10 protein-coding genes are annotated in these 12,612 nt (G+C 71.3%); 3 read left to right on the forward strand and 7 right to left on the reverse strand.

What is annotated here, in order from left to right; translation table 11 throughout:
- Positions 1 to 6: 6 nt before the first annotated feature.
- The 6 genes from ASD18_RS15925 to ASD18_RS15950 form a co-directional block, all read right to left on the reverse strand.
- Positions 7 to 978 (reverse strand): family 43 glycosylhydrolase, encoded by a 972-nt coding sequence (locus tag ASD18_RS15925; RefSeq protein ID WP_056094275.1) that lies wholly within the window; start codon positions 976 to 978, stop codon positions 7 to 9.
- Positions 979 to 1,025: 47 nt separating this feature from the next.
- Entirely contained in the window at positions 1,026 to 1,940 is a 915-nt protein-coding gene (locus tag ASD18_RS15930; RefSeq protein WP_056094277.1) for a carbohydrate ABC transporter permease, read from the reverse strand.
- Between the two features lie 3 nt (positions 1,941 to 1,943).
- Positions 1,944 to 2,894, reverse strand: coding sequence for a carbohydrate ABC transporter permease (locus ASD18_RS15935; protein ID WP_056094280.1), 951 nt, complete (start codon positions 2,892 to 2,894; stop codon positions 1,944 to 1,946).
- Between the two features lie 58 nt (positions 2,895 to 2,952).
- Positions 2,953 to 4,119, reverse strand: coding sequence for an extracellular solute-binding protein (locus ASD18_RS15940; protein ID WP_235522430.1), 1,167 nt, complete (start codon positions 4,117 to 4,119; stop codon positions 2,953 to 2,955).
- 205 nt (positions 4,120 to 4,324) lie between these two features.
- Positions 4,325 to 5,377 (reverse strand): LacI family DNA-binding transcriptional regulator, encoded by a 1,053-nt coding sequence (locus ASD18_RS15945; RefSeq protein ID WP_056094287.1) that lies wholly within the window; start codon positions 5,375 to 5,377, stop codon positions 4,325 to 4,327.
- A 162-nt stretch (positions 5,378 to 5,539) separates the two neighbouring features.
- Positions 5,540 to 6,379 (reverse strand): choice-of-anchor L domain-containing protein, encoded by an 840-nt coding sequence (locus ASD18_RS15950; RefSeq protein WP_156388042.1) that lies wholly within the window; start codon positions 6,377 to 6,379, stop codon positions 5,540 to 5,542.
- Positions 6,380 to 7,051: 672 nt separating this feature from the next.
- Here ASD18_RS15950 and ASD18_RS15955 point away from each other — a divergent pair.
- The 3 genes from ASD18_RS15955 to ASD18_RS15965 all read left to right on the forward strand — a co-directional run bounded on the left by ASD18_RS15955 (position 7,052) and on the right by ASD18_RS15965 (position 12,020).
- Positions 7,052 to 8,800: a glycoside hydrolase family 68 protein gene (locus ASD18_RS15955; RefSeq protein WP_056094293.1), complete on the forward strand. Its 1,749-nt coding sequence runs from the start codon at positions 7,052 to 7,054 to the stop codon at positions 8,798 to 8,800.
- A gap of 23 nt (positions 8,801 to 8,823) precedes the next feature.
- Complete coding sequence (locus ASD18_RS15960; protein WP_056094296.1) at positions 8,824 to 10,386, forward strand: glycoside hydrolase family 32 protein; 1,563 nt, start codon at positions 8,824 to 8,826, stop codon at positions 10,384 to 10,386.
- A 257-nt stretch (positions 10,387 to 10,643) separates the two neighbouring features.
- Positions 10,644 to 12,020 (forward strand): sigma 54-interacting transcriptional regulator, encoded by a 1,377-nt coding sequence (locus tag ASD18_RS15965; protein ID WP_156388043.1) that lies wholly within the window; start codon positions 10,644 to 10,646, stop codon positions 12,018 to 12,020.
- Here the strand turns inward: ASD18_RS15965 and ASD18_RS15970 are convergent.
- On the reverse strand, positions 11,975 to 12,610 hold the full coding sequence (locus ASD18_RS15970) for a hypothetical protein (RefSeq protein WP_056094301.1): 636 nt from the start codon (positions 12,608 to 12,610) through the stop codon (positions 11,975 to 11,977). The two genes, ASD18_RS15965 and ASD18_RS15970, sit on opposite strands and share 46 nt — an antisense overlap.
- Positions 12,611 to 12,612: the final 2 nt, after the last annotated feature.

A 12,612-nucleotide genomic window follows, 5' to 3' on the forward strand; every position in this document is an offset into this window, starting at 1 on the left:
TACCGGTCACCGCACGTCGGTGGGCACCGGGTCCAGCACCTCCAGCCGGCGGCCGTCCCACCTCACGGGCAGGGGGTCGCTGACGCCGCCGACGAAGCCGCCGCCGGCTCCGGTGTGGTGGAAGGCCAGCAGGACCCACTGGCCGTCGGCTCGGCGGCGGACCAGCCGCCCGCTGTAGAGCGTGTCGTCGGTCGCCTGGTGCGAGTCGGCCACGTCGTACGGGCCGAGCAGGCTCGCCGCCGGGGTGGCCCACACGCCTCCCGTCGCACCGGTGGCGACGGCGGCCGCGGACATGTCCGTCGCCAGGCACGAGAAGAGCAGCACGGGGGTGCCGTCGACGATCTCGACCTGCATCACCTCGAGCTGACCGAAGCCCTGCCCGGGCTCGGACAGCGGTGGTCGCAGCTCCCAGGTGCGCAGGTCCGGCGACCAGGCGTGGCCGACCACACCGCGGTCGTCGGCCGGACCTGTCCGTGCGCGGGCGGTGACGAGCATGTGCCAGCCGTCGCCGTCCGGGTCCGCGAACACCCACGGGTCGCGGAACGCCTCGTCGTGCCACTGACCGTCCGCCAGCACCTCGTACCACTCGCCGTCGGCGCGCAGCACGGGGTTGCTCGGGGACTTGTCCCACGTCATCAGGTCGTCCGACGTGGCGTACCCGATCGTCTGCACGTTGCCCGCCGGCGTGAGTGTCGAGCCGGTGTAGAAGAGGAACCACGTGCCGTCGGGGTGCCGCACGACCGAGCCGGTCCACGTGGCCAGGTCGTCGAAGGCCGGAGCGTCGCTGCGCACCAGCGCGTCCGTCACGCGGGTCCAGTCCTGCAGGTCCGACGACACCGCGTGCCCGATGGAGGCCCGGTAGTGACGACGGTCCGGCTCGTGCAGCGCACGCGACGCGTAGAGGAAGAAGAGGTGGTACTGGTCGCCGTCGTCGGCGAGCCAGAAGTCCCACACCCAGGACTCGGGAAGGGTGAACATGTCTGCCTTTCACGCCGTTTCCGGCGGGGGTTCGAGGGTACGAGGGGTCAGCCCTTGACGCCGCTGGCGGCGACGCTGCTGACGAAGGCCCGCTGGAACGAGAGGAACACGATGAGCACCGGCAGCGTGATGAGGGTCGTGTAGGCCATCACCTCGCCCCAGGCGGGGTTCAGCTGGAAGAAGTACTGCATCCCCACCATGACCGGGCGCAGGCTCTCCTCCTGCACGACCATCAGCGGCCACAGGTAGGAGTTCCAGGCGGGCAGGAACGTGAGGATGGCGACCGTGGCGAACGCCGGGCCGGCCAGCGGGACGACGATCTTGCGGTAGATGGTGAACCAGCCGGCGCCGTCGATCCGCGCGGCCTCGTCGAGGGACTTCGGGATCGTCGAGAAGTACTGGGTGAACAGGAAGATCGAGAACGCGTTCGCGATGAACGGGATGATCTGCACCTGGTAGGTGTTCAGCCAGCCGAAGTCGTACTTCGGGACGCCGCCCTCGAACACCAGGGTGGGCAGCTTGGACACCCAGTAGACCATCGGGATCGCGATGGTCTCGAAGGGCACGATGAGCGTCGCGATGACGACGGCGAGCACAGCCCCGCGGCCCTTCCACTCCAGCCGGGACAGCGCGAACCCGCACATGCTGTTCACCACCAGCCCGAGCAGCACGATCAGCGTGGTGATCAGCACGGAGTTGAGCATGAACCGGGCGACCGGCACCCGGTCGAACACGTCCCGGTAGTTGTCCAGGCTGATGTCACCCACGGGCAGGAACGCGTCCAGGGATCGGGCATCGGTCAAGATCTGCGCGTCCGGCTTCAGGCTGGACACGAACATGAACACGAGCGGGAAGAGGAAGACGACGGCGAAGAACGCCAGCGCGACGTAGGAGAAGATGCGGCGCCGACGACGCTGCTGGTGCTCCGTCCGGTCGAGCCGGGAGACGGTGACGGTGGTCATGGCTCAGTCCTTCTCTCGGGTCACGAAGCGCTGTACCAGGGCGATCAGGAGCACCAGCACGAAGAAGATGAGCGAGATCGCGGCGCCGTAGCCGGTCTCCTGTTCCCGGTACCCCTTGCGGACCGCGTGGTAGACGATCGTCGTCGTCGAGTCCTGCGGGCCGCCCTGCGTCATCACGTCGATCTGCACGAACAGGCCCAGGGCCGCGATCGTGATGGTGACCAGGACGAAGATCATGGTCGAGCGCAGACCCGGCCAGGTGACGTTCTTGAACTGGCCCCAGGCGTCCGCGCCGTCCATGCGGGCGGCCTCGTAGAGCTCGTCGGGGATGGTCTGCAGCCCCGACAGCCAGATGAGCATGTGGAAGCCGACGGCCTGCCAGATCGACAGCACGATGATCGCCGGCAGCGCGGTGCTGGGGTTGTTCAGCCAGTCCGCGCCCTGCAGCGCCCCGAGGGTGACCGTGTCGATGAACGAGTTGATCAGCCCGCTCGGCTGGTACATGAACTTCCAGAGGATCGACACCACGACGATCGACGTGACCACCGGGATGAAGTAGACGATCCGGAAGAACGTCACACCGCGCAGCTTCTGGTTGACCAGCACCGCGAGGAGCAGTCCCAGCCCGGCCTGCACGGGGACGACGACGATCGCGAACAGGAAGGTGTTGAGCACCGACCGCAGGAAGACTGGGTCCTGCGTGAACGCCCGGACGAAGTTGTCGAGCCCCACGAGCCGGGGCGGGTTGGGGGAGATGAGCCGTGCGTTGGTGAACGACAGGCCGAACGCCAGCAGCACGGGGACGATGAGGAACAGGCCGAGCAGGACGGCAGCCGGTGCGGCCATCGCGAGCCCGGAGCGGCGTTCGCCGCGGGCGCCGGCGGAGGTCCGACGCCGCCGAACGGGGGCGTCAGGCGGTCGCGGAGGCGCGACGGACGTGGTGGAAGAGGTCATGGCGCGTGTCCGATCGGGCGGGGGCAGCAGCGGTGCTGCCCCCGCCGGTCAGGACGGCTCAGAAGCCGTAGCCGTCGTTGGACGAGATGTTGGTGTCGATCTCCTGGACCGCTCCGTCGAGGGTCGACTGCACGTCGGCGCCGCTCATGATGTCCTTGGCCGCCTTCTCAAACGTGCTCGAGATGACGGGGTAGGCCGGCGTGGCGGGACGGGCGAGCGCGAACTCCTGGGAGAGCTCGACGAACGGGCGCAGCGGGTCACCCTCACCGAAGTTGGCGGAGAGCTCCTCGGCGGCCGCGGTCGCGGGGATGACCACCTGCTTGTCGCTGAACTCGGCGATGTACTTGTCCTGGAAGCTGAACTCCAGGTACTCGCGCGCACCCTCCGCGGCGTCGCAGGTGGACGAGATGCCCCACTGCCAGGACCCGCCACCGATCTTCGGGCCGTCGCCGAAGTCCGGCGGCGGGAGGATCAGCAGGTCGTCACCGGCGGCCTCGAGGGAGTCCATCGCGTTCCAGACGCCGGTGTAGCTGAGCGCGACGACGTCGTCGTTGAACTCCTGGTTGCCGATGGTGCCGGAGTTGCTGGCCCAGCCGTTGGCGAAGGCGTCCTGGAACCACGTGAAGAAGGTGACCGCCTCCGGCCCGTTGAGGGCGCCGTCCGCCGTGAGCATGGTGTCGCGGTCGATGAGGTCGCCGCCCGCGCTCTGGAGCATGGGGGAGTAGGCGTACGACCACCACTCGCCCTTGTCCTCCGCGCCGATGTCCAGCGGCGTCTCGTAGCCCGCGGCCTTCAGCGTGGCCAGCGCGTCGTCGAACTCGTCGACGGTCCACGGCTCCTCGATGGTCGGGATCCGGATGCCGTTGGCGTCGAGCACCGACTTGCGGGCGAAGATCGACAGCGCCGCGTCCCAGTAGCCGGCCGCGTAGATCTTGTCCTGGTAGGTGCCCACCGCGGTCGGCAGCAGGTTGTCCGTGATGCTGGTGGGCAGGTCGAGCGGCTGGATGTACTCCGCCCAGGCCCAGTTGGGGACGATCGGGCCGTCCATGTCGAGCAGGCACGGCAGGTCGCCCGCGGCGGCCGCGGCGACGATGGCGTCGTTGTAGGCGCCCTGGGGGAAGGACTCCTCGACCACCGTGTACGTGTCCTGCGACGCGTTGAAGTCGTCGATGATCTTGCTGTAGACCTCCAGCTCGGCCGGGTTGCCCGCCGAGTGGGTCCACATGGTGAGCTCCTGGGGTCCGTCACCGGAGCCGTCGTCGCCCTGGCCTGCCTGTCCGCAGGCGGAGAGTGCCAGGGCTGACGCCGCCGACACCGATACGATCGTGACAAGGGACCTGCGCTTCATCGGGGGTTCCTCTCTTGGTGCCCGACCGGCAAGTCGGGTCACCGCTCCACGACCACCGACGGTGGCCGCTGGGGGTTGCGTGTCAGGTCCGTCGCCGGCTGTCGCTCGCAGCTGTGGCCGGCGGCGGACCCACCGAGTCCCGATCGACGATCGGGCAGGGCATGAGGTGAGCAGCGCCGGTGTCGTCCGGCGTCCTGATACCGAGGGCGACCTCCATCGCCCACCGGCCCATCTCGTAGTGCGGCAGCGCGACGGTGGTCAGCGGAGGGTCGAGGTCCGCCGCGACGAGCTGCTGGTCGTCGTACCCGACGATGGACAGGTCCTGCGGGATGCGCAGGCCCCGGCGGTGCGCCGCGACGTAGGCCCCGGCGGCGATGCGGTCGTTGAAGCAGAACAAGGCCGTGGGACGGCGGTCCTCGGGCAGGTCGAGCAGCTGGTCCGCGGCTCGTCGTCCGCCCGCGGACGAGGTGTCACCGCGGACGTGCAGCGCGGGGTCGGGCTCGATCCCGGCCTCGGCGAGCACCTCCAGGTACCCGTCGTGCCGCAGGCCGGACGCGACGGGCGGGTGCGGTTCGTCGACGTCCACGTACGCGATCCGACGGTGCCCGGCGGCGACGAGCTCACGCACGGCCGCGACACCCCCGGCCCGGTCGTCAGGTACGACGGCCGGGAAGTCGCCCTGGGCCGGCCGGCAGTCGAGGAAGACGCTGCGACGAGGCAACGACGCCGGGACATCCACCACCCGGTGCCACATGCAGGCGTAGATCATGGCGTCGACCTGCTGGTCGGCGAGGGCGCGGATGGCCTCGCGCTCCACCGTCGGGTCCGCGTCCGTGTCCACGAGGAACACCAGGTAGCCGTGCTCCCGGGCGACGTCCTGGGCGCCTGAGAGCATGCGACCGGCGAACGGCGTGGTCGCGATCCGGTCGGAGATCAGGCCGATGGTGCGGGTGCGCTGGGTCCGCAGACCGCGTGCCACCGAGTTGGGGGTGTAGCCGACCTCCGCGGCCGCGCGCCGCACCCGTTCCCGGGTTGCCTCGGGGATCCGGGCGTCCTGGTCGTTGAGCGCCAGCGACACCGTGGCGGTGGAGACACCGGCCGCGGCGGCGACGTCCGAGATCCGTACTCGCGCCATGTCACACCTCACTCCCTCGTGAGTTGCCCGATCAGTCACCTGCTAAATCGATTAAACACCTGGAGTGAGGATGCCCCCAGATCCGCCCGACGTCAAGTGCCCGTGGCCGAACCGTGACGAGCCCCTCCCGTGGAGCGATCCACGGGAGGGGCTCGTGTCCGATCAGAACGGGATCCCGCCCCGTGGGCCGGCGATCCCCGGAGCGGTGCCTTCCTCGCCCGAGCACCACGGCAGCCAGGGGAGCAGCCGGCACAGGAACGTGCCGAGCTGGCTGGGCAGCTGCGTGGACCGCAACGAGGACGACTGCAGCAGGGTGGTGGTGTCGAGCTGCCCGTCACGGGTGTCCGCGACCGCGATGCGCACCGTGACGGGCTGTCGCGGCGTCACGTCGGCGGTGCAGGTCAGCGGCACGGTGAAGGCGTTCATCTCCGTGTCGTGGCCGACGGCGCCGGGATCGTTCGGCTCGAAGTTGGCCACGTAGTAGGCGCTGTTCGTCGCGGCGTTGACCGTGTCCGTGCCCACCAGCGTGTCCGAGCCCGGGACGAACGAGCACGGCGTGCCGCCGACCCAGACGGCGAACGCGTCTCGGTACCCCGTCGCGGCCCAGGTGGCGTACTCCTCCGAACCGAGCACGTAGGTCAGCAGGAGTCGGCGGCCCTGCGGGACGACCTCGACCGAGAGGGTCGCCGCGTCGTACGTCGTCGCACCGACGAGGGCGCTGAGCGGCTCGTCACCGCTCCCGCCGAGATCGCCCGTCGTCGTCAGCGAGCTGTTCGGCCCGAGGATCGCGGACCTCGTGAAGTCCACGTCCTCGTCGGAGGCAGGGTCCGCGTCGATGAGCGAGCCCGACGTGAGCGCCACACCCGTCGTCGGGAAGGCGCCGAACCCGGCGTCCGCGAAGAGGCCGGCCTGGACGGCCGCGCCGGTGAAAGATGCCGCGCGGACGGTGACGTTGCGACCGGTCAACGTGCTGGCGAGCGTGATCGCGTTCGTGTCACGCAACGTCGTCACGCTCTGGCCGGGAGACGCTTGCGCCGCGCCCGCGAACGAGCCGGCGGTCAGTGCTGTCAGTGCGATCCCGAGGATCGCTGCGCGTGCGCCCCTTCGCGCACCGCGTCCTGTCGTCGGAGGCTTCATGATGCTCCAGGTCCTCGTCGGGTGCGTCGGCAGAGAGTGCCTCGCCGGCGCGGGCACGCAGAGCGCGCCAGGTCGCGATGGGGGTTCATCGGTCGTCAACCCGAGGTGGTGCGCGCCGCGCAGGGGCGCACACCCGGAGCTCGCGCCACCGGCCGTCGGCGGCACGTTCGCTGCTCTCCTTCCACCGGTCCGGGGCGCGCGTCGGTGCGCGCTGCACGGGGAGCGCGGAGCGCTCGTGGCGGCCGCGATGGCGGCCGCGGAGGGCCCGGGAGGCGGCTGCTCTGCCGTCCTGCGGACCGTGAAACCTCAGGCGTACACCCCGTCGGGAAGGTCGTCAACCCGTAGGTGACGATTGTCACGGCGAACTGTGATGCGGCCTTGACAGCGGCGAATCCGCGGTGCCTACCCTGTCGCCGATGGGGGAGGAACGGGCCGTCACTCGAGCACCTGCACGACCACTCGAGGAAGCGAACCGACGTGAATGCTTCGACCAGCACACCCCGGCGGCGTGCGGCCGGCAGGACGGCGACTGCCGTCGTGACCGCGTCCGTACTCGTCGCGACAGGTCTGCTGGGCGCACCCGCTGCGCTCGCAGACGACCCGGCGGCCACCAGCTCGCCGACCAGCACACCGACCACGAGCCAGGACCCGACGCCGACGCCGGAGCCTGCGACGACCGCGGAGCCCACGACGCCTGCCCCCGAGGTGGCAGCGCCCGCGCCGGAGGACGGCGACGCCTCCGTGCTGCGGTTGCCGGGGTATCCGGCGCCGTCGATCCACAGCCAGCGGGCCTACGACCCCGAGGACAGCTTCACCGCCAGATGGACCCGTGCGGACGCGCTCCAGCTGCGCGCGATGTCCGACCCCGAGGCTCCCGCCGGGGAGAGCTCGATGCCTCCCGAGTACTCCATGCCGCCGATCCCGCAGGACTTCCCGATCCTCACGGAGCCCGACGGCACCCAGGTCTGGGTGTGGGACACCTGGACGCTGACTGACGGCGCGGCCGACCAGATCAGCTTCAAGGGCTGGGAGGTCATCTTCTCGCTGACCGCCGACCCGAACGCGGGCTACACGTTCGACGCCCGGCACACCCACGCACGTCTCGGCTTCTTCTACCGCAAGGCGGACGTGCCCCCGGAGCAGCGGCCCGAGAACGGCGGCTGGATCTACGGGGGGTACGTGTTCCCGGACGGTGCTGCCGGCGCCATCTTCGAGGACCAGTCGTTCACCACGGTGACCGAGTGGTCGGGATCGACGCGGCTGATGGAGGGCAACAAGCTGCGGCTCTTCTACACCGCGGTCGCGTTCTACCGGGACGCCAACGACCAGGACATCAAGCCGGCGGACCCGCGGATCGTGCAGACGGAGGGCCGGCTGTTCGCCGACGAGAACGGTGTCTGGATGACGGGCTTCCGCGACCAGCACCAGCTCCTCGTCCCCGACGGCACGTACTACCAGACCAAGGAGCAGAACCCGTTCGTCAACTTCCGTGACCCGTTCACCTTCGAGGATCCCGCCCACCCGGGCAAGACGTACATGGTCTTCGAGGGCAACACCGGAGGGCAGCGCGGTGCCGTGACCTGCACAGCCGCGGATCTGGGGTACCGCGAGGGTGACCCGTACGCCGAGGACCCGGCGACGGTCACGGCGAACGGCGCCAACTTCCAGATGGCCAACGTCGGGCTGGCGGTCGCCGAGAACAAGGCGCTGACCCAGTGGCGGTTCCTCCCGCCGATCCTGTCCGGCAACTGCGTCAACGACCAGACAGAACGGCCGCAGATCTACCTGCAGAACGGGAAGTACTACCTGTTCACCATCAGCCACCGCAGCACCTTCGCTCGGGGGCCCGGGGTGGACTCGACCGATCCGCGGTTCTGGTACATGGACGGCCCGGACGGCGTCTACGGGTTCGTCGGCAACGGGATCCGCTCGGACTTCCAGCCGCTGAACGAGGGCAGCGGTCTCGCGCTCGGCAACCCGACCAACCTGAACTACGGGATCGGCACCTCGGCCATGCCGGCCGAGGGGCAGTCGCCGTATACGTTCCAGGCCTACTCGCACTACGTCATGCCGAACGGGCTCGTGGAGTCGTTCATCGACGCCATCGGCAACCCGGACGTGCGGCGTGGCGGGACGCTGGCCCCGACCGTGCACCTGTCGATCGCGGGGACGTCCGCGGTGGTCGACCGGAGCTACGGCGACGGTGGGCTGGGCGCCTACGGGGACATCCCGGCGAACAAGGCACAGCCGGTCGATCCGGCGCCCGACCCCAGGCCGGTCCCCTGAACCGACCGGAGTCGAGCTCGCAGGTGACCCCCGCCCCGGCGGCGGGGGTCACCTGGCGTGCGCGCGGGCGACGCGTCGTGGCGGCGGTGGTCGCGGTCGGTCTCGGGCTGTGCGCGTGCACCCCGGCCGACGACGAGCGCCCTTCCCCGGCACCGTCGCCCCCGTACACCGAGCGCTGGCGTCCGCAGCTCCACTACACCCCGCCCGAAGGACGCCTGGCGGACCCGAACGGACTCGTCCACGACGGTCGGCAGTGGCACCTGTTCCACCAGCAGGACGGCACGTGGGCGCACGCGGTGAGCCCGGATGCGGTGCACTGGACGACGCTGCCGACCGCGCTGGAGCACGACGAGCTCGGGCAGGCGCTCTCGGGCAGCGTCGTGGTCGACGGCGCGGACACGAGCGGACTGTTCGATGGCCCGCCGGGAGGCCTGGTCGCCGTGTACACCAGCACGGTGGGCGGCGAGGCGCAGAGCCTGGCGTACTCGTCGGACGGCGGGCTGACCTGGCGGCGGTACGTGGACAACCCGGTGATCGCCAACGAGGGCCGCACCGACTTCCGCGACCCGAAGGTGTTCTGGCACGAGCCGACCAGGCGTTGGGTCATGGTGGTGAGCACGGGCGACCAGATCGGGCTCTTCGGGTCGACCGACCTCCTCCGGTGGGTGGAGCTCAGCAGCTTCGGCCGCGGCCAGGGCCTGCACTCGGCGGTCTGGGAGTGCCCTGACCTGTTTCCCCTGCAGGTCGACGGGGACCCCGAGCGGGTGCGGTGGGTGCTGACGGTCTCCGTCGGGGCGAGCGACGCCACGGGCGGGTCGACGGCGCAGTACTTCGTCGGCGACTTCGACGGGACCACCTTCACCCGGGACCCGTCCGTGCCTGACGACACGGTCCAGCTGACCGATGTGGGTCAGGACTTCTACGCCGCGCAGTCCTACGAGCAGGCGCCCGACGGCCGCCGTGTGTGGATCGGGTGGATGGGGAACTGGCGGTATCCGTACGAGGCCCCGACCCGACCGTGGACGAATGCGATGAGCGTGCCGCGTGACCTCGACCTGCGCACCGTCGGCGGGCAGGTCCGCCTGGTGCAGTCTCCCGCGCCGGAGCTCGCGTCCCTTCGCGGGCAGCCCGTGCGGATCGGCTCCCGAGCGATCGAGCGCGACACACCGCTCCCGCTGGGAGGTCCGCCCTACGAGCTCGAGGCCGAGATCGAGACGGGTGACGCGGGGCGCGTGGGGCTGCGCGTGCTCGAGAGCCGTGGGGCGGACGGGATCGTCGAGGAGTCTGTCGAGGTCGGGTACACCGCCGCCGACGGTGGCCAGGTCTACCTGGAGCGCACGGGTGGTGTGCTCGCCGGCTTCGCCGTGCGGCGCTCGGCGGCCTACCGTCCGACAGACGGGACCGTCCGGTTGCACCTCCTGGTCGACGCGTCCTCGGTGGAGGTGTTCGTCGACGACGGCGCGCTGACCGGCACGATGCTGGCGTTCCCCGCGGGGGACGGGCAGGGACTGTCGCTGGTCTCCGAGGGCGGCCGACCCCGGCTGCGCAGCCTCACCTACTGGCCCCTCGACTCGATCTGGCGTTGAGCGGACCGCTGGACCGCGGATCCTTGACGGTGGTGTGTCGGGCAAACAGACTCGTCGAGCAGGACAATTCGGACCCGGCTCGGTGGTGCTGCAGACGGTCGGCATCGCGGGCGGGTCCGGCGCAGTGGGCGTCGCGGGCCGTGGGCCGGACAGGTGCGTGATCGCCGTGGCCACGGTGTCGTGGTGTTGTCCCGGGGGCCAGTCCGGCGTGCTGCCCGCGGCGCTGCCCGTGTCCGTGGGTGCAGACGGGGGGCACCATGGCTTGGTTCCGGCTCGCCTCCTCGCCGCGATCTGCACCGTTGCGCGCCCGGCTGCTCGCGGCCGGGCTCCGCGACGCGGACGCCCGCACGCCGGAGGCCTCGACCGAGGGCGCGCCCGGTGTCGTGGTCCTCGCAGAGCCGTCCGCCCTCGGGGGGCCGGTGTGGCCGCCCGGCGGGTCGGGTCGAGTCCTCGTCGCTGCCCTGCCCGGGGTGCGGGTCGATCCCTGGGGGCTGCTCGCCAGGGGCGCCGCGGACGTGGTGCACCTCGACGGCGACGACGACCTTGCCCCCGTCCTCGAGCGTCTCACCCGCTGGGAGGCCGTCGACCGGCTGGTGACCTCCGGCGAGGTCACCGCGACCTCGGTCGGCACGTCGACACGGTGGCGCGACTTCCTGCGCGAGCTGGTGGAGGTCGCGCGGTTCTCCCGCTCGCCGGTGCTGCTCACCGGGGAGACCGGGGTCGGCAAGGAGGTCGCCGCCCGGCTGGTGCACCGCCTGGACCCCCGCCGGTCCGGTGGTGATCTGGTGCTCGTCGACTGCACGACCGTGGTCCCGACGCTGGCGGGCAGCGAGTTCTTCGGGCACGAGCGCGGCGCGTTCACCGGAGCGACGGCCGCGCACGAGGGCGCCTTCGCGCGCGCCGACGGGGGCACCCTGTTCCTCGACGAGGTCGGCGAGCTGCCCACGGGTCTGCAGGCCGCGCTGCTCCGGGTGGTCCAGGAGGGGACGTACCAGACGGTCGGCGGCACGCACCGGCGCCGCACCGACTTCCGCCTGGTCGCCGCCACGCACCGGGACCTGCAGGCGGACGGCTTTCGGGCCGACCTGTACCACCGCCTGGCGGCCTCCCACCTGCACGTCCCTCCGCTGCGGGCGAGGCGCGAGGACGTGGTGCCGCTGTTCCGGTACTTCCTCGCGGAGCAGTGCGCCGACGGCCGGGCGCCCGACGTGGTGCCCGAGGTGGCGGCGGCGCTCGAGGAGCGGGAGTTCCCCGGGAACGTCCGCGAGCTGCGTCAGGTCGCCGCGCGGGTGGCCGCGCGCCATGTGGGAGAGGGGCCGGTGACACCTGGTGACCTGCCCCCCGAGGACAGGCCCGTCGGGTCGACGGACGGCTCGCCCGACCCCGCCGATCGGTGGGAGCGGGGCCTGGAGGGGGCGGTGCGTGACGCGCTACGAGCCGGGGTCGGCCTCAAGGAGCTCAAGGCGCGCACGGCCGACGTCGCGACCCGCGCCGCCCTCGACATCGCCGGCGGCAGCGGGGCGGCGGCACACCTGCTCGGCGTGAGCCGCCGCGCGCTCGACTACCGGACGGCGGCGCTGGAGCGGGATCATGCCGCGCGGTCGACGGACCCCAGCTCCGAGGCGAGCTCGTAGAGGTACTCGGCGAGCTCGCGCCAGTAGACGTCCGGACCCTGCATCTGCGACTGCTTGGCCGGGGCCAGGTCGGTGGCGCGTCCGCGGAACCCCGGGTGGGCGAAGAACGCCCGGCGGGCGAGCGGTTCCACCAGCAGGCCGCGCGCGGCCGGCCCGATCGCGCGCGCCCACGCCCGGGCGGAGTGCCCAGGCAGGTCCACGGGGCTGCCGAGCCGGTTCCACACGCCGAGCGACGCCAGCCAGGACCGCGCGTCGCCGGTCCGGCGCGGCGCGTCCGGCAGGTGCTTCTTCAGCGGCTTGAGCAGGAAGAACGTGACCCGGGTGGGGGCAGCGCCGGGGCGGTGCCAGTACGTGATCAGGTACATGTCCGGGTCCTTGCCGTGCGCCCGGCGGAACGTCCTGCGCCGGGAGTGCAGCTGCCGCAGACCGTCGCGGATGCCCGACGGGTTGTGCGGCTTGATCTCGGCGATGCCCGGGCCGGAGTACGCGTGCTGCGGTGTGCCGGCGGGGATGGCCGGGTGGGGGAGCATCTGGTGCGCGGTCGACGGCGACGGCGACGCGGGGACGGTCCAGGCGGCGACGGTGGACATCG

Origin of the sequence: Cellulomonas sp. Root137 (genome assembly GCF_001426725.1) — a bacterium.
Classification (GTDB): Bacteria; Actinomycetota; Actinomycetes; order Actinomycetales; family Cellulomonadaceae; genus Cellulomonas.